Source organism: Edaphosphingomonas fennica (genome assembly GCF_003034225.1).
Taxonomy (GTDB): Bacteria; Pseudomonadota; Alphaproteobacteria; order Sphingomonadales; family Sphingomonadaceae; genus Sphingomonas_E; species Sphingomonas_E fennica.
Genome location: NZ_PHHF01000054.1, coordinates 129,216 through 145,361, shown reverse-complemented (window position 1 = coordinate 145,361; position 16,146 = coordinate 129,216). Strand labels below are relative to the sequence as shown.

Here is a 16,146-nt window from a genome sequence, read left to right as displayed (position 1 = left end):
CGCATGGGCCGGAAATCCAAGCGCCTTCTTTCGGTGGCCGCGCTCCTTGCCGGGGCGGGGCTGATGATTGCTGCCACCAACGAAAGCTTCTCCGATCTCGTCAACAGGCTCCAGCGCGAAAAGCCGACCTTCGCCAAGCGACAGTCGGACCTGCTGGCCGCGCGTTACGATCTTTCCAATCGCCCGGCGCCCGGCGTCGCCATGTCGAAAGGCAAGGCGATCCAGGCCGGCGTGCGCGTCCGCCTGCCTGCGGGCGTGAGCTGGGATCAGCTGGCGAGCCTTTCGCCGGAGGAGATACGCGACCGCGATCTGTGGCCGGCGGGCTTCTATCCCCTGCCCCACCCGCACCACGAAGCGGGCGGCATGATCTTCCCGCAGCCCACGATCGACGAGACCAAGCGGCAGACGCAGCGCGATCTGACCCGTTTCGATCTGGATTATGATCTGCCGCAGCACATGCTGCCGGAATTTCCGGCACCCATTTACCTCACGACGCGGCCCGATCTTGGCGACGTATCGAAGGGCCAGTTGGTAACGCTGGCCAATTATTACGGCATCTTCAAGGACGTGCTCAACCCGAAGCAATTGGAAGGCCTGCGCCTGCTGGTCACGCCCTTCCCGCAACAGCAGTTCAACCAGACGGAAGATCGCCGCGCGCTGACCGCCAATCAGGGCGTCGCCTGCTTCGATTGCCACACCAACGGCCACACCAACGCCGCCACCCACACCGTGGGCGACATCCGCCCGAACGAGCATCGCCATCGCATCGACACGCCGTCGCTGCGCGGCGTCAACGTCCAGCGCCTCTTCGGCTCGCAGCGCGCGCTCAAGACGGTCGAGGACTTCACCGAGTTCGAGCAGCGCGCCGCTTATTTCGACGGCGATCAGGTTACGGCGGCCATGAAGGGCGTGAACCCGCTGGAACGCGGCAGCCAGGTCCACTTCATGAGCGAATTCCAGTCGATCCTGGATTTCCCGCCGGCGCCCAAGCTCGACGTGTTCGGCAAGCTCATCCCCGCCAAGGCGACGGAGAGCGAGCTGCGCGGCGAGGCGGTGTTCAATGGCAAGGGCAAGTGCGCCGTTTGCCATAGCGGCCCCTATTTCACCGATAATCTGATGCACAATCTCCAGGTCGAACGCTTCTTCAAGCCGAAGATGATCAACGGCCGCCTCGCTTCGGCCGACGGGCCGATCAAGACCTTCACCCTGCGCGGCATCAAGGATTCGCCGCCCTATCTCCACGATGATCGGCTGATGACGCTCGATGATACGGTGGAATTCTTCAACATCGTGCTGGGGACCAGGCTGACGACGGAAGAAAAGAAGGATCTGGTCGCCTATCTTTACACCCTCTGAACCCCCGGAGGGTTTCGCGGGTCGCAAAGGTGATGCGCCGCTGCATCGGTCGGGATGCAGCGGCGCATCGTCTTAACAGGCCCATTGCCGATCCGCCCGGAAAGCGCCACCTTGGCATTCGCGAGTCCCGCCTGGCCGGCGCGGCTGCACAGGGAGATTTATGTCGCGTAAGCCCGTACAAGCGCAGGCCGGCGATCGCGCCCGCCTGGAAATCCTGTTCGACAAACCCCAGCTGCTGGGCCGCCTGTTCGGCGAATATGACCAGAATCTCGTAGCGATAGAAAACCGGCTCGGCGTCTATATCGCCGCCCGGGGCAATCGGCTGCAGATCGAGGGCGAGGCCCAGGCCGCCGCGCGCGCTCGCGAGGTGCTGACCGGCCTCTACAACCGCATCGTCCAGGGGCAGGACATCGATGCCGGCGCCGTCGACGCGGTGATCGCCATGTCGGCCGAACCGACGCTGGACGGCATCATCCGCACCGACGTCAGCCAGCCGCCTGCCGTGCTGATCCGCACGCGCAAGAAAACCATCGTTCCGCGCTCCACCACCCAGATCCGCTACATGGAGGCGCTGGGCACGTCGGACATCATCTTCGCCCTTGGCCCCGCCGGAACGGGCAAGACCTATCTCGCCGTCGCGCAGGCCGTGCAGCAGCTCATCGCCGGCTCGGTGGACCGGCTGATCCTTTCGCGCCCGGCGGTGGAGGCCGGCGAACGCCTCGGCTTCCTGCCCGGCGACATGAAGGAGAAGGTCGATCCCTATCTCCGCCCGCTCTATGACGCGCTCTACGACATGCTCCCCGCCGAGCAGGTGGAACGCCGCATCGCCAGCGGGGAGATCGAGATCGCGCCGCTGGCCTTCATGCGCGGCCGCACGCTTTCGGATGCCTTCATCATCCTCGACGAGGCGCAGAACACCACGCCGGCGCAGATGAAGATGTTCCTCACCCGCTTCGGCATGAACAGCCGGATGGTGATTTGCGGCGATCCCCGTCAGGTCGATCTTCCGGTGCCCGGCAATTCGGGCCTTGCCGATGCGGTGGCGCGGCTCGAAGGCGTGCAGGGCATCGCCACGGTGCGCTTCGGCGCCGGCGATGTCGTGCGCCATCCGATCGTCGGCCGCATCGTCGAAGCCTATGAGGGCAAGGATGACGAAGCGTGATCGAAACCGCCGTTCAGGTCGAGCCGGCATGGGGTGATGCCGTGGATTGGGAGGCGCTGGCCGAGCGCGCGGTGCTGGCCGCCTTCCGTCACAGTCCGCACGGCTCCCTGGTGGACGATTCCGTCGCGATCGAGGTCTCGGTCCGCTATGCCGAGGATGACGAGGTGCGCGAGCTGAACGCCACCTATCGCGGCAAGGACAAGCCCACCAACGTCCTGTCCTTCCCCATGGTCCAGCCCGATCTTCTGGAAGGGCTGTCGAACAGCGACGATGGCGAGGTGCTACTGGGCGACATCATCCTCGCCCATGGCGTCTGCGTGCGCGAAGCCGAGGAAAAGGGCGTGGCGCCGGCCACCCACGCCACCCATCTCGTCGTCCACGGCACGCTCCACCTGCTTGGCTTCGACCATATCGACGAAGGCGAGGCGGAGGCGATGGAAGCGATCGAGCGCGCCGCCCTCGCCTCGCTCGGCATCGGCGATCCCTATGCGATCGAGGATGATTGAGCGGCCCGGCCGGCGCGATCGACGGGTGGGATATAGCGTCTCGACTCAGGCGGGATAGGACGGCTATTCTGTCCTTCCTGACAAAGGGGACTGAAACACCAATATCATGCCCGACGATTCCAGTAGCGGCGACAGTAGCGGCCGATTGTGGCGGGGCCTGCGCGCCCTTCTCTTCGGTGAGGAAAACGAGCCGACCCTTCGCGACCAGATCGAGGAAGCGATAGAGGAGCATGAAGGGGAGGCCCCCACCAAGGGCGATCTCTCCCCGATCGAACGGCAGATGCTGCGCAACCTCCTCCATTTCGGAGAGCGCACCGCCGGCGATATCGGCGTGCCGCGGGCGGACATCATCGCCGTGCCGGAAACGATCAGCTTCGCCGATCTCGTCGCCACCCTCGTCGATGCCGGCCACAGCCGGCTGCCCGTCTATCGCGAAAGCCTGGATGAGGTGATCGGCATGGTCCATGTGAAGGATGTCTTCACCATCCTTGCCTCGGGCGGGCCGCATCCGGCCACGCTGGAAGGCTTGATCCGCCAGCCGCGCTATGTGCCGGAATCGATGGGCGTGCTCGATCTGCTTGCCGAGATGCGGGCCACGCGCACCCACCTCGCCATCGTGCTCGATGAATATTCCGGCACCGAGGGGCTGGTGACGATCGAGGATCTCGTCGAGGAGATCGTCGGCGAGATCGATGACGAGCATGACGAGGAGACGCAGGCGCTGCTCGTGCCGCTGGAAGACGGCATCTGGGAAGCCGATGCCCGTGCGGAGCTGGAGGACGTGGCCGAGATCATCGATCCACGCCTTGCCGAGGTGGACGAGGATATCGACACGATCGGCGGCCTGGCCTCGGTCCTGTCCGGCCATGTGCCGCAGATCGGCGAGGTCGTGACGCACAAGAGCGGCTGGCAGCTCGAGATCACCGATGGCGACGCCAAGCGCGTCTCCCGGCTCCGCCTGCATCCGCCGCGCGACCTGCCGGCCGAGGAGGAGTAGCGCGGCGACGGCGAATGCCATAGACTAGGCCCATGAAAATCCGCACGATCCTGATCCCTGTCCTCCTCGCCGGCGCCGCCTATGGCGGCTGGCGCATGCTCAACAACGAACATGCCGATCTCAGCGTCGATGCGGTGACGGGGGCGAACCCCACCATCGCCGAACCGAAGAAGCGGCTGCTGCCGACCGTGAAGGTGGCGGACGTTGTCGGATGGAAAGCGGGGGAAACGCCGGTCGCGGCACAAGGGCTGCGCGTCAACGCCTTCGCCACCGGGCTCGAACATCCGCGCTGGCTGCTGCCGCTTTCGAATGGCGACGTGCTGGTGGCGGAAAGCAACAGCCCGCCGCGCGACGGCGGCGGCGTGCGCGGCTGGGCCATGCGCTACATCATGGGCCGGGCCGGGGCGGGAGTCCCCTCCCCCAACCGCATCACCCTGCTGCGCGATGCCGATGGCGACGGCGTGGCCGAACAGCGCAGCGTGCTTCTTTCCGGGCTGAATTCGCCCTTCGGCATGGCGCTGGTCGGCGATCACCTCTACGTCGGCAACGCCGATGCCCTGGTCCGCTTCCCCTTCAAGCCGGGCCAGACGAAGATCGATGCGCCCGCCGAGAAGATCGTCGATCTTCCCGCCAATCCGCCGGGGCATTGGGCGCGCAACGTCGTCGCCAATGCCGACGGCTCGAAGCTCTATGTGGCGGTCGGATCGGCCACCAACATCGCCGATAACGGCATGGACGTGGAAAAGGACCGCGCCGCCATCTGGGAAGTCGATCCCAAGACCAAGGCGCACCGCATCTATGCCTATGGCCTGCGCAATCCCACCGGCATGGCGTGGGAGCCGACGACGGGCGCGTTGTGGACGGTCGTCAACGAACGCGACATGCTGGGCTCCGATCTCGCGCCCGACTATCTCACGCATGTCGAGTTGGGCGGCTTCTACGGCTGGCCCTATTATTACTGGCACGGCTACATCGACAATCGGGTCGAGCAGCCGGACGAGGATCAGCGCCAATATCTGGTCCGGCCGGATTACGCGCTCGGGCCGCATACGGCCTCGCTGGGCCTCAGCTTCGCCAAGGACGTGAAGCTCGGTTCGCGCTTCGCCAACGGCGCCTTCATCGGCCAGCACGGTTCATGGAACCGGCGGCCTTTCTCGGGCTATAAGGTGATCTTCGTCCCCTTCGCCAACGGCAAGCCTGCGGGCAAGCCGATCGATGTGCTCACCGGCTTCCTTGACGACAAGGATCGCGCACGCGGCCGCCCCGTCGGCGTTATCGCGGATCGCACGGGCGCGCTGCTCGTCGCCGACGATGCCGGCAATGCCGTCTGGCGGGTCAGCGCCGCTGCGCCCAGGCCCGCACCGGAACCCGCAAACTAAAAACGCTTCAACCGATAGAGCACGTGCCGGCGCAGCGGATGCGCCGCGTCCAGTGCCGGATGGTCGAAATCGGCAGCGGGATCGCGGCGGAACCCCAGCCGGTCCATCACCGCCTGCGATCGGATGTTCGGCACGGACGTGATGGCGATGATCTCCTCGCCCTGGAGGCGCTCCGCCGCATCCGCCAGCACGGCCCGCATCGGCCCGGTCACGTAGCCGCGCCCCCAATGCGCGCGACGGAGCCGCCAGGCGACCTCGATGGCGGGCGCGCAGGCGAGGTCCTCGCGCACGGGCTGCAGCCCCGCCGCGCCCACGGGCACGCCCTCATCGTCCACGATCGCCCACATGCCCCAGCCGCGCTCCCGCAGGCCGCCGAGCATGCGGGCGAAGGCGGCCTCCACCTGCTCGTCGGTCCAGGGGCCGGCCAGCCAATGCACGATATCGGGATCGGTTTGGATCAGGCGAAAGGCGGGCAGGTCCCCCTCCCGCCACGGCCGCAGGCGCGGGTGCAGCGTTTCCAACGGATCAGGCCCTGGCGAAAAGCTGGCCGAGATCGGCGAAGGCCTTGAACTCCAGCGCATTACCGGAAGGATCGCGGAAGAACATCGTCGCCTGCTCTCCCGGCTGGCCGGCAAAGCGGATATGGGGCGCGATCCCGAACGGAATGCCGGCCGCTTCCACCCGCGCCGCCAGCGCCTTCCAGTCCTCCATAGTCAGCACCACCCCGAAATGCGGCACGGGCACATCATGCCCGTCAACCGCGTTGCTTGCCCCGGCATGGCTGTTGCCCGGCCGCATATCGGGATCGAGGTGGGCGACGATCTGATGGCCGAAAAGATCGAAATCCACCCATTCCGGCGCGCTGCGTCCTTCCGGGCATCCCAGCACCCCGCCGTAAAAGGCGCGGGCGGCCTCAAGATCATGAACGGGAAAGGCGATATGAAAAGGACGAAGGCTGGTCATCGACCCAGCATAATATAAGTTCACGCCGTTGCGAAGCACAGACATGCACCAGAAACGATTCGCATATTATAAGCAACGCCCGGCTAATCATCGCGCTATTTGACGTGATTGACCAAAGAACCCGCGTTAAATTGCGAATTCAGCTTGGCGGCCCGCTTCACCGCGCAATAGCGCCCACGGGCATAATATCGGCTTGCGGGGGATGCCCTGGAATCCCCGCCGGCCATCAGGCCGCCATTCCGGCCGATCCCCCCGAACAATCGGCCGGATTGCTCCAGGCCTGCCGCCGCCGTTCCCTTAACCTGCCCAACGGCGGCGGCAGTGTGGCCCTTATTCGGCGGCCTGGGCGGCGGCCGGTTCCTTCCAGACAAGTATCGGCTTGCGCGCGGCCAGCGTCTCGTCCAGCCGCCGGCGCGGGGCCAGATGCGGCGCGGATTTCAGTGCCGGATCGCCCGCCTTGGCCCGTTCGCCGACGCTGCGCAGCGCGCCGATGAACTGGTCCAGCGCGGCCTTGCTCTCGGTCTCCGTGGGCTCGACCAGCATCGCCCCGTGGATCACCAGCGGGAAATAGACCGTCATCGGGTGGAAACCCTCGTCGATCAGCCCCTTGGCGATATCCAGCGTCGAAAAGCCCTCCGGCAGATTGTCGTCGGAGAACAACGCCTCGTGCATGCACGGGCCCGACGCCGCGAATGGCGCGTCCAGCACGCTTTCCAGCGAGCGCAGGATATAGTTGGCGTTCAGCACGGCATCTTCCGAAACCTGCTTCAGCCCGTCCGCGCCGTGGCTCAGCATATAGGCCGCCGCGCGAACGAACATGCCCATCTGGCCGTGGAAGGCGACCATGCGGCCGAACGATCCGGCATGATGCTCGCCCGCCGTCTCCTCCTCGACCAGGGCATAATGATCGCCCTGCTTCTCCACGAAAGGCAGCGGCGCATAGGGCGCCAGCGATTCGGAGAACACCACCGGCCCGGAACCGGGCCCGCCGCCACCATGGGGGGTGGAGAAGGTCTTGTGCAGGTTGATGTGCATGGCGTCCACGCCCAGGTCGCCGGGCCGCACCCGGCCGACGATGGCGTTGAAATTGGCGCCGTCGCAATAGACGAGCGCGCCCGCCGCATGCACCGCGTCGGAAATCGCCTTCATGTCCGGCTCGAACAGGCCGCACGTATTGGGGTTGGTTATCATCACCGCCGCCACGTCCGGCCCCAGCCGCGCCTTCAGCGCCTCCAGGTCCACGCGCCCCGCCGCCGTGGCCGGGATATTCTCCACGGCATAGCCGCAGAAGGCGGCCGTCGCCGGATTGGTGCCATGGGCGCTTTCCGGCACCAGGATCACCTTGCGCGCGTCGCCCCGCGCTTCCAGCGCCGAGCGGATCGCCAGCAGGCCGCAAAGCTCGCCATGGGCACCGGCCTTGGGGCTCATCGCCACGGCGGCCATGCCGGTCAGCTTCACCAGCCATTCGCCGACGAGGTGGATCAGCGCCAGCGCACCCTGCACCGAATCCACGGGCTGGAGCGGGTGGATGTCGGCAAAGCCGGGCAGCCGCGCCATCCGCTCGTTCAGGCGCGGATTATGCTTCATCGTGCAGCTTCCCAGCGGGAAGAGGCCGAGGTCGATCGCATAATTCTGGCGGCTGAGGCGGGTATAATGGCGCACCGCCTCCGGTTCCGAAAGGCCGGGCAGGCCGATCGCGGCCGCCCGCTCCAGCCCGCCGAGCCGGCTCGCGACCTTGGGGGCTTCCGGCAGGTCCACGCCCGTCCGCTCGCTGTCGCCGATCTCGAAGATCAGCGCCTCTTCCAGCATCAAGCCCTTGTTGCCGGTGAAGGTCTTGACCGGTGCCGCCTCGCCCCCGGCCATTTCCGGGCGCCATCCGCTCTGGTTGATGCTCATCGCAGCGCCTCCTCCAGCGCATCGGCCAATTCGTCGACATCGTCCTCGGTGGTGGTTTCGGTCACGGCCACCACCAGCCCCTTCTCCAGCGCTTCCACGCCCGGATAGAGCCGCCCCAGCGAAACGCCGCCGAGAATGCCGTCATCCGCCAGCGCGCGGACCACGGGCCGGGCCTCGCGCGAAAGCCGCAGGGTGAATTCGTTGAAGAAGGCACCGTTCACCAGGTCCACGCCCGGCACCTTCGCCAGCCTTTCGGCAGCCGCCACGGCCTTGGCGTGGTTCAGCACCGCCAGGTCACGCAGGCCGCGCTCGCCCAGCAGGGTCAGGTGGATCGAGAAAGCCAGCGCACACAGGCCGGAATTGGTGCAGATGTTCGACGTCGCCTTTTCGCGGCGGATATGCTGCTCGCGCGTCGAAAGGGTCAGCACGAAGCCGCGCTTGCCCTCGGCATCCACCGTCTCGCCGCACAGCCGGCCCGGCATCTGGCGCACATATTTCTCGCGCGTGGCGAACAGGCCGACATAAGGCCCGCCGAACTGCAGGCCGACGCCCAGCGCCTGCCCCTCGCCCACCACGATGTCCGCGCCCATCTCGCCCGGCGAGCGGATCGCGCCCAGCGCCACCGGCTCGGTCACGACCGCGATCAGCAGCGCGCCCATTTCCTGGCAACGCGCCGCCAGCTCGGAAAGATCGGCGACATGGCCCAGGATGTTGGGATTCTGCACGACCACGCAGCTCGTATCGCGATCCACCGCCGCGATCAGGCGGGCCAGATCGTCGCCCGGCGCGCCGTCGGTCAGTTCGGGAATGGCGGTTTCCAGCACGTCGCCGGTGAACTTCGCCATCGTCGTGCAGACGGACACATAATGCGGATGCACCCCGGCCGAGATCAGCGCCTTGGCCCGCTTGGTGATCCGCCGCGCCATCACGATCGCCTCCCAGCACGCGGTCGACCCGTCATACATGGAGGCATTGGCGACGTCGCAGCCCAGCAGGCGCGCGACCTGCGTCTGGAATTCGAACAGCACCTGCAGCGTGCCCTGCGCGATTTCCGGCTGATAGGGCGTGTAGGCGGTCAGGAACTCGCCGCGCTGGATCAGATGGTCCACGCTTGCCGGCACATGGTGCCGGTAGGCGCCGCAGCCCAGGAAGAAGGGGCTGTCGCCGGCGGCAAGGTTGCGATCGGCCAGCGCCTTGAGCTGGCGCTCCACCGCCATTTCGGGCGCATGCAGCGGCAGGCCGGCAATGGGGCCGGAAAGCCGGGCGGCCTCCGGCACATCGACGAACAGGTCGTCGATCGATTGCGCGCCGATGGTCTGGAGCATCGCGCTCCGATCGGCATCGGAAAGGGGTAGATAGCGCATGTTAAGAGGGTTTCCTCATGCTGAATCTCAAGCGGACATAATCGGCAATCCACGTGCCGTCGGGTTGCAGCAGCTGCGGTTTCAGCCTCTCCTGCGTGGCGATCGCCACCTCGGCCTGCTCGGCCTCGGGCACGCCGACGGTGGTCATGAAACCGCCGCGAAAAGTCCTGATCCATCCGGCGGCACCGGCCGGAAGCGGCGTGGGGCGCGGGATCAGATCGGCCTCGATGGCGACAAAGCCGGCCTTGGCATAGACCGCCGCGAAGGCATCCGGCGTCGGATACCATTGCGGGTCGTCAGCCGGCAGTGCGTAGCCGCGTGCCGCAAGCTCGGCATAAAGCGCCTCGCGCAGCCGGGCGACATTGCCGTCCCCGCCCATTTCCCCCACGAACCGCCCGCCGGGCTTCAGCGCCCGGAACACGCCCGCCGCAACGGCATCGCCATCCAGCATCCAGTGCAGCGCGGCATTGGAAAAGGCCGCATCGAATTCCGGCCCGAAATCCAGCGCCTGTCCGTCCGCCACGCGCGCATCGATGCCGCGTGCCCGCGCGGCCGCGACCATCGCCTCGGATGCGTCCACGCCGATCACCTCGGCGCCGGCGTCCGCGATCTTCCCGGTCAGCACGCCGTCGCCGCAGCCAAGGTCCAGGATATGCTCCCCGGGCTGCGGATCGAGCAGGGCCAGCACCGGCGCGCCAAGGGCGGGGACGAAGGCGGCATTGGCCGCATAGTCCCGCGCTTCCCAGCGGCTGGTGGGGTTTACGCTCACAGCGTGTCCACGAACGCCTTGTATCCGGCTTTGTCGAGCAGGCCGTCCAGCTCCGCGGCATTGGCCAGCTTCAGCTTGAAGAACCAGCCCTCGCCCTCGGGCGCGCTGTTCACCAGCGAAGGATCGGCCTCCAGCGCCGCATTGCCTTCGATCACCTCGCCCGAAACCGGGGCATAGACGTCGGACGCGGCCTTCACCGATTCGACGACGGCGGCTTCCCCGCCCTTCGTCACGGCGGTGCCGGCGGCCGGGACCTCCACGAACACCACGTCGCCGAGCTGCGACTGGGCATAATCGGTGATGCCGACGGTCGCCGTATCGCCGTCGACGGAAATCCACTCATGATCCTTGGTGAAATAGAGCGTCATGGCTCAGGCTCCCTTGCGCACATAATTATGGGGGACGAAGGGCATGGCCGTGACCTTCGCCTGGAAAAGCTTGCCGCGCTGCTGCAGCGTCACCGCATTGCCCGCGGCCGCCAGCGGCGCCGGCACATAGGCCATGGCGATCGGCTGCTGCAGGCTGGGCGAAAAGCCGCCGGAGGTGACGCGGCCGACTTCGCTGCCCTCGGCATCCAGCACCACCGCGCCCTCGCGCACCGGCTGGCGGCCCTCGACGATCAGGCCCACCCGCTTCGCCGCCGGCCCTTCGGCGCGCTCGATGGCGATGCGGTCGGCGCCGGGATAGCCGCCTTCCTCGCGCCGCCGCTTGGGGATGGCGAAGCCGAGGTCCGCCGAAATCGGCGTGGTATCGGGATCGAGATCGTGGCCATAGAGCGGCAGCCCGGCCTCCAGCCGCAGCGAATCACGCGCGCCGAGGCCCACCGGCTTCACTTCGGGCTGTTCGCAGATCAGCGTGGCGATCGTCTCGGCGGCGGATGCCGGCAGCGAGATTTCGAAACCGTCCTCGCCGGTATAGCCTGAGCGGCTGATCCAGCAGGAGACGCCGCCCAGGCGGAAGGCCCCGGCGGTCATGAACACCAGCTTCTCGACGCCCGGCGCCAGCCGCGACAGCGCGTCCACCGCCTTCGGCCCCTGCAGCGCCAGCAGCGCCTGCTCGTCCATGTGGTTCAGCGTCACATGCTCGGGCAGATGCTCGTGCATATGGGCGATGTCGTCATATTTGGTGGCACCGTTGACGACGATATAGAGATCGCCGCGCGTGCGGGTGACCATCAGATCGTCCAGGATGCCGCCGCTGTCGTTCAGCAGCAGCGAATAACGCATCCTGCCTTCGGTCAGGCCCTTGATGTCGCCGGGCAGCAGCGCTTCCAGCGCATCGTCCACGCCATCGCCGGAAACCAGCAGCTGGCCCATATGGCTGACGTCGAACAGTCCGGCGGACGATCGCGTCCACAGATGCTCGGCCATGATGCCTTCATACTGCACGGGCATCCAATAGCCGGCAAAGGGCACCATCCGCCCGTCCCGCGCGCGATGCCAGGCATCCAGCGGCAGGGTCTGCGGGGTTTCGTCGATGGATTCGTCGCTCATCGGGCTCTCCGTGCTCGTGGTCGGCGGAGATCGGCCGGGCATGATCGTCCCGCCGTTCCGCCGCCCCCTCTGTCACGGAACCTGAGAGCTTTCGCAGGAACGCCAGCCGGCGCCCATGCTTACCCCTTCGGTGGGGCGGTGTCCCGCCCGCTTTCCAGAGTGCCGGTCGATCGGCCGCGGTCCTTTGGCCTGAGAGATTCCGGGGCGGTTGCTCCTTCGGCGGCGCCTGCCCGGCAAATCACCCGATGGCGATTCGCGATGGGCCGGCGCGCTCTCCCGCGCGATCGTCCGGGAATCTCTCCCCGGCGGCAAAGCCAGCCTTGGCGCGGGCGGCGGCCCGAGTCAACGCCGCCCGCTTCACCCGCCCCTTCTTTTCCGCCGCGGCTCAGCGCGTGGCGTTGTAGGAAAGCTGTTCCTGCGTGAGCTGGAAGCCGATCAGCAGCTCGAAGCTCGCCTTGCGCACCGCCGCGCGCACCGCCGGATCGGTGAAGGGATCGACGGCCGCATCCGCGTCCCCCGGCTTGCGCCGGCGCGTCACCTGCGCCTCGATCTCGGGCGGCAGCGTCGCGGCCGAGGCGGCGATGTCGGCACGGCCGCCGCCGGTCGCCGTCGCGGTGGCCTGCCCGTCGGCGAAACGCAGCGCCACGCGGCTCACCTGCTTCGATACGACCTGGGTGCCGCCGCGCGTCACCGTCGCGAAATAGGGCAGAACCACCTCGCGATCGCCCTTGGTGTCGCTGCGCCGGGCCTGCACCTCGAACGTCGCATCGGTGACGATGCGTTCGCCCTGCTGCACGCAATTGTTGCGGAGCTTGGTGATGGTGGCGACCACGTCGATGGCGCGCGCATCGCGGCTGGCGGGCGGGTTGAACAGGGTCACGTCGCCGGTGTCGACCGGAATCGCCACCGCCGGGCAGGACGAGCGGACGGACTTGATGCCCCCCGTCTGGTCGAATTCGGTGCCGCTGGCGCAGCCGGCCAGGCCCAGCGCGACAAGGCTGATGGCGATCGTCTTGGGGTGGAACAAAGGGGCAATCCTCTAAAATCTGTGGGCCGGCGGCGGATGGCCGCGAGCGGGCCGGCGCGGATCATAGGAAGCGCCTTCCGCACAGGCAAGCAATCGCGTAGAGCCCCCAGCCATGCCAGACGTTTCCGTTGCCAGACCTTCGCTCCACCTGCTGATCGCGGCGCCCCGCGGCTTCTGTGCCGGCGTCGACCGCGCGATCCGCATCGTGGAGCTGGCGATCCAGCGCTACGGCGCGCCCGTCTACGTGCGGCACGAGATCGTTCACAACCGCTATGTGGTGGATGGGTTGAAGGCGCGCGGCGCGATCTTCGTCGAAGATCTGGACGAGGTGCCCGATGGCGTGCCCGTCGTCTTTTCCGCCCATGGCGTGCCCAAGGCGGTGCCGCACAAGGCGGAGGAACGCGGCCTCGAATATGTCGATGCCACCTGCCCGCTCGTCTCCAAGGTCCATCGCCAGGCCGAACGGCTGGTGGCGGATGGCCGGCATATCCTGTTCATCGGCCATCGCGGCCACCCGGAGGTGATCGGCACCTTCGGCCAGGTGCCGGAAGGGCGGATGACGCTGGTCGAAACGGTGGCCGATGCCGAGGCGGTCGAGCCCGCCGATGCCGCGAACCTCGCCTTCCTCACCCAGACGACGCTTTCGGTGGACGATACCGCCGCCACCATCGCCGTGCTCAAGCGCCGTTTCCCGGCGATCCTGGCGCCGCGCGGCGAGGATATCTGCTATGCCACCTCCAACCGGCAGGCGGCGGTGAAGGCCATCGCCGAGCAGTGCGATGCGATGCTGGTGATCGGCGCGCCCAATTCCTCCAACTCGCTGCGCCTCGTCGAGGTCGCGGAGCGGGGCGGCATCCGCGCCCGGCTGATCCAGCGCGCGGCGGACATCGATTTCGGCTGGCTGGAAGGCGTATCGGTGCTCGGCCTCACCGCCGGGGCCTCCGCGCCGGAGATATTGGTGCGCGAGGTGGTCGATCATCTCGCCGCCCGTTTCGCGATCACCGAAGAGGAGGTCGCCACCGCCAGCGAAAGCATGGTCTTCAAGCTGCCCCGCGCGCTCGAAGCGGCCTGATACCGCTTGCCATCCGTTGCCCGGGCCGGGCCGGCGCGGGATAACATCGCCAATCATGATCCGGGGGAATGGATTTGGCCGTCTATACGCATGTGCCCGCCGAGGAGATGGAAGCCCTTCTCGCGCGTTACGATGCCGGCACGCTGGTTTCGGCGAAGGGCATCGCCGAAGGCGTGGAAAACAGCAATTATCTGGTCGATACCAGCAGCCACCGCTTCATCCTGACCCTGTATGAAAAGCGGGTGGACGTGGCCGATCTGCCCTTCTTCCTGTCGCTGCTCGATCATCTCGCCGACAAGGGCCTGCCCGTGCCCCGCGCGTTGCGCGATCGGCAGGGCGTGCAGTTGCAGACCGTATCCGGCCGGCCCGCCTGCCTGATCGAATTCCTGAACGGCGTCTCCGTCACCCATCCCACGCCCGCGCAGGCGCATGCCACCGGCGTGGCGCTCGGCCGGATGCACGCCGCGCTCGCCGATTTCGGCGGACAGCGCGCCAATGCGCTGGGGCCGGACGGCTGGGTTGCGCTCGCGGCGCGCTGCGGCGACGATCTCGATGCCATCGCCCCCAGCCTGAAGGCACGGGTGTCCGAAGAGCTTGCCTACCTCGCCGATAACTGGCCGGGGGAACTGCCGCACAGCGTGGTCCATGCCGATCTCTTCCCCGATAACGTGCTGATGCTGGGGGATGAGGTTTCGGGCGTCATCGATTTCTACTTCGCCGCGCGGGAAGTCCGGGCCTGGGACGTTGCCGTCACCCATACCGCCTGGTGCTTCGAAAACGACGGCACCGGCTTCGATCACAATCGCGCCGCCGCCCTCATCGCCGGCTATGATGCGGCGTTCGGCCTCTCCTCGGCGGAGCGGGCCGCCTTTCCCGCGCTCGCGCGCGGCGCTTCGCTGCGCTTCCTCCTCACCCGCGCCTGGGATTGGCTCAACACGCCCGCCGATGCGCTGGTGACGCGGAAGGACCCCCTCGCCTTCCTCCGCCGTCTCGATTTCTATCGCGATGCCGTGCCGGGGGCGCTGGGCCTGTGAATGATCTGCCGCATGTGGAAATCGCCACCGACGGCGCCTGCAAGGGCAATCCCGGCCCCGGCGGCTGGGGCGCCGTGCTGCGCTTCGGCGATCGCGAACGCGATCTTTCCGGCGGGGAACCGCTCACCACCAACAACCGCATGGAATTGATGGCGGCGATCCAGGCCCTGGAAACCCTGAAGCGCCCCTGCCGCGTCACCCTCAGCACCGACAGCCGCTATGTGATGGATGGCCTCACCAAGTGGATCAAGGGCTGGCTTCGGAACGGCTGGAAGACATCCGACCGCAAGGACGTGAAGAATGCCGATCTCTGGCAGCGCCTGCTGGCGGCCGCGGAACCGCATCGGGTGGAATGGGTTTGGGTGAAAGGGCATGCCGGCCACCCGGACAATGAACGGGCCGACAAGCTCGCCAGCGATGCCGCCATCGCGGCGGGGAGGATGAGCGGGGGCAAATGAGGTTTCGCAAGCGCGACGTTCTCCAGTTCGGCGCATCCCTGCTCATCGGTTCCGGCGCGGCATTCGCCTTCCAATATTTCCGGCCGATCGGCGAGCGGGTGGGCGGATCGCCCACGATCGAAGGCATATTGGCCGATCCGGATGCCCCCCGCATCGGCCCGGCCGCCCCCGCGCTCACCATCGTCGTCTTTAGCGATTATGACTGCCCCGTCTGCCGCCAGTCCTACGATGCGATGCGCGAGGCGCTGGCCGGGCGGCGGGACGTCAGGATCATGTTCAAGGAATGGCCGGTGCTCGGCCCCAATTCCGAACGCGCGGCCCGCGTCGCGCTCGCCGCCGATCGCCAGGGCATCTATGCCGCCTTCCATGAACGGCTGATGCGCCGCCAGGGCCGGATCGACGACGATCTGCTCCGCATGGCGGTGGAAGGCGCGGGCGGGGACTGGGCCAGGATCGAATCCGATCTCGCCGCAAACGCACCTGCCATCGATCGCGCGCTTGCCCGCAACGCCACCGAAGCCTTCGCGCTCGGCCTGTCGGGCACCCCCGCCTACCTCATCGGCCCGCTGCTCGTGCGCGGCGGCCTGAACGAGGCCGGCTTCCGCCAAGCGTTCCGCGACGCGAAGCGCTGAACATGTTGGCGGCGCTGGCGGAATTTCCGCCCGCAGCC

At 67.2% G+C, this 16,146-nt stretch carries 17 protein-coding genes and 2 riboswitches; of the genes, 9 read left to right on the top strand and 8 right to left on the bottom strand.

Annotated features, from left to right (window positions below):
- The first annotated feature begins 3 nt into the window (after positions 1–3).
- From CV103_RS13705 to CV103_RS13685, 5 genes are all read left to right on the top strand, one after another.
- The gene (locus tag CV103_RS13705) at positions 4–1,356 is read left to right on the top strand and encodes a cytochrome B6 (protein WP_107395237.1); all 1,353 of its coding nucleotides are present in this window, start codon (positions 4–6) and stop codon (positions 1,354–1,356) included.
- 160 nt (positions 1,357–1,516) lie between these two features.
- Positions 1,517–2,518, top strand: coding sequence for a PhoH family protein (locus tag CV103_RS13700; protein WP_015457008.1), 1,002 nt, complete (start codon positions 1,517–1,519; stop codon positions 2,516–2,518).
- Positions 2,515–3,024: an rRNA maturation RNase YbeY gene (gene ybeY, locus CV103_RS13695; RefSeq protein WP_015457009.1), complete on the top strand. Its 510-nt coding sequence runs from the start codon at positions 2,515–2,517 to the stop codon at positions 3,022–3,024. The genes CV103_RS13700 and ybeY overlap by 4 nt, the downstream gene beginning before the upstream one ends.
- Before the next feature lie 106 nt (positions 3,025–3,130).
- Positions 3,131–4,021: a hemolysin family protein gene (locus CV103_RS13690; RefSeq protein WP_041864750.1), complete on the top strand. Its 891-nt coding sequence runs from the start codon at positions 3,131–3,133 to the stop codon at positions 4,019–4,021.
- A gap of 32 nt (positions 4,022–4,053) precedes the next feature.
- Positions 4,054–5,400, top strand: coding sequence for a PQQ-dependent sugar dehydrogenase (locus CV103_RS13685; RefSeq protein WP_107395236.1), 1,347 nt, complete (start codon positions 4,054–4,056; stop codon positions 5,398–5,400).
- Here CV103_RS13685 and CV103_RS13680 read toward each other — a convergent pair.
- The 8 genes from CV103_RS13680 to CV103_RS13645 all read right to left on the bottom strand — a co-directional run bounded on the left by CV103_RS13680 (position 5,397) and on the right by CV103_RS13645 (position 12,912).
- Positions 5,397–5,921 carry a GNAT family N-acetyltransferase gene (locus tag CV103_RS13680; RefSeq protein WP_107395235.1) on the bottom strand — a complete coding sequence of 175 codons (525 nt, stop codon included), beginning with the start codon at positions 5,919–5,921 and terminating at the stop codon, positions 5,397–5,399. The two genes, CV103_RS13685 and CV103_RS13680, sit on opposite strands and share 4 nt — an antisense overlap.
- Before the next feature lie 4 nt (positions 5,922–5,925).
- Positions 5,926–6,363 (bottom strand): VOC family protein, encoded by a 438-nt coding sequence (locus tag CV103_RS13675; RefSeq protein ID WP_015457013.1) that lies wholly within the window; start codon positions 6,361–6,363, stop codon positions 5,926–5,928.
- A gap of 330 nt (positions 6,364–6,693) precedes the next feature.
- Positions 6,694–8,259, bottom strand: coding sequence for an aminomethyl-transferring glycine dehydrogenase subunit GcvPB (gene gcvPB / locus CV103_RS13670; RefSeq protein ID WP_107395234.1), 1,566 nt, complete (start codon positions 8,257–8,259; stop codon positions 6,694–6,696).
- Positions 8,256–9,623, bottom strand: coding sequence for an aminomethyl-transferring glycine dehydrogenase subunit GcvPA (gcvPA, locus tag CV103_RS13665; RefSeq protein WP_107395233.1), 1,368 nt, complete (start codon positions 9,621–9,623; stop codon positions 8,256–8,258). The genes gcvPB and gcvPA overlap by 4 nt, the downstream gene beginning before the upstream one ends.
- 1 nt (position 9,624) lies before the next feature.
- Complete coding sequence (locus CV103_RS13660; RefSeq protein ID WP_107395232.1) at positions 9,625–10,392, bottom strand: class I SAM-dependent methyltransferase; 768 nt, start codon at positions 10,390–10,392, stop codon at positions 9,625–9,627.
- Positions 10,389–10,760 (bottom strand): glycine cleavage system protein GcvH, encoded by a 372-nt coding sequence (gcvH, locus tag CV103_RS13655; RefSeq protein WP_107395231.1) that lies wholly within the window; start codon positions 10,758–10,760, stop codon positions 10,389–10,391. Before gcvH ends, CV103_RS13660 begins: the two co-directional genes overlap by 4 nt.
- Before the next feature lie 3 nt (positions 10,761–10,763).
- Positions 10,764–11,885 carry a glycine cleavage system aminomethyltransferase GcvT gene (gene gcvT / locus CV103_RS13650; RefSeq protein WP_015457018.1) on the bottom strand — a complete coding sequence of 374 codons (1,122 nt, stop codon included), beginning with the start codon at positions 11,883–11,885 and terminating at the stop codon, positions 10,764–10,766.
- Between the two features lie 59 nt (positions 11,886–11,944).
- Positions 11,945–12,050: riboswitch (glycine riboswitch) on the bottom strand.
- A 2-nt stretch (positions 12,051–12,052) separates the two neighbouring features.
- A riboswitch (glycine riboswitch) is annotated at positions 12,053–12,174 on the bottom strand.
- 96 nt (positions 12,175–12,270) lie between these two features.
- Positions 12,271–12,912 carry a hypothetical protein gene (locus tag CV103_RS13645; RefSeq protein ID WP_015457019.1) on the bottom strand — a complete coding sequence of 214 codons (642 nt, stop codon included), beginning with the start codon at positions 12,910–12,912 and terminating at the stop codon, positions 12,271–12,273.
- Between the two features lie 112 nt (positions 12,913–13,024).
- Here CV103_RS13645 and ispH point away from each other — a divergent pair, with 112 nt between their 5' ends.
- The 4 genes from ispH (at position 13,025) to CV103_RS13625 (ending at position 16,108) form a co-directional block, all read left to right on the top strand.
- Positions 13,025–13,984 carry a 4-hydroxy-3-methylbut-2-enyl diphosphate reductase gene (ispH, locus tag CV103_RS13640; protein ID WP_015457020.1) on the top strand — a complete coding sequence of 320 codons (960 nt, stop codon included), beginning with the start codon at positions 13,025–13,027 and terminating at the stop codon, positions 13,982–13,984.
- A 74-nt stretch (positions 13,985–14,058) separates the two neighbouring features.
- A complete protein-coding gene (gene thrB / locus CV103_RS13635) occupies positions 14,059–15,018 on the top strand; it encodes a homoserine kinase (protein WP_107395257.1) in 960 nt (319 codons plus the stop codon).
- Positions 15,015–15,476 carry a ribonuclease HI gene (gene rnhA / locus CV103_RS13630; protein ID WP_015457022.1) on the top strand — a complete coding sequence of 154 codons (462 nt, stop codon included), beginning with the start codon at positions 15,015–15,017 and terminating at the stop codon, positions 15,474–15,476. The genes thrB and rnhA overlap by 4 nt, the downstream gene beginning before the upstream one ends.
- Positions 15,473–16,108, top strand: a complete 636-nt coding sequence (locus tag CV103_RS13625; RefSeq protein WP_107395230.1) for a DsbA family protein — start codon at positions 15,473–15,475, stop codon at positions 16,106–16,108. The genes rnhA and CV103_RS13625 overlap by 4 nt, the downstream gene beginning before the upstream one ends.
- Positions 16,109–16,146: the final 38 nt, after the last annotated feature.

Bases quoted from the DNA above. Each gene is read 5' to 3' on its own strand.
- CV103_RS13705 (WP_107395237.1), top strand. From the start codon at position 4: ATGGGCCGGAAATCCAAGCGCCTTCTTTCGGTGGCCGCGCTCCTTGCC.
- CV103_RS13700 (WP_015457008.1), top strand. From the start codon at position 1,517: ATGTCGCGTAAGCCCGTACAAGCGCAGGCCGGCGATCGCGCCCGCCTG.
- CV103_RS13690 (WP_041864750.1), top strand. From the start codon at position 3,131: ATGCCCGACGATTCCAGTAGCGGCGACAGTAGCGGCCGATTGTGGCGG.
- CV103_RS13685 (WP_107395236.1), top strand. From the start codon at position 4,054: ATGAAAATCCGCACGATCCTGATCCCTGTCCTCCTCGCCGGCGCCGCC.
- CV103_RS13675 (WP_015457013.1), bottom strand. From the start codon at position 6,363: ATGACCAGCCTTCGTCCTTTTCATATCGCCTTTCCCGTTCATGATCTT.
- gcvPB (WP_107395234.1), bottom strand. From the start codon at position 8,259: ATGAGCATCAACCAGAGCGGATGGCGCCCGGAAATGGCCGGGGGCGAG.
- gcvPA (WP_107395233.1), bottom strand. From the start codon at position 9,623: ATGCGCTATCTACCCCTTTCCGATGCCGATCGGAGCGCGATGCTCCAG.
- gcvH (WP_107395231.1), bottom strand. From the start codon at position 10,760: ATGACGCTCTATTTCACCAAGGATCATGAGTGGATTTCCGTCGACGGC.
- gcvT (WP_015457018.1), bottom strand. From the start codon at position 11,885: ATGAGCGACGAATCCATCGACGAAACCCCGCAGACCCTGCCGCTGGAT.
- ispH (WP_015457020.1), top strand. From the start codon at position 13,025: ATGCCAGACGTTTCCGTTGCCAGACCTTCGCTCCACCTGCTGATCGCG.
- CV103_RS13625 (WP_107395230.1), top strand. From the start codon at position 15,473: ATGAGGTTTCGCAAGCGCGACGTTCTCCAGTTCGGCGCATCCCTGCTC.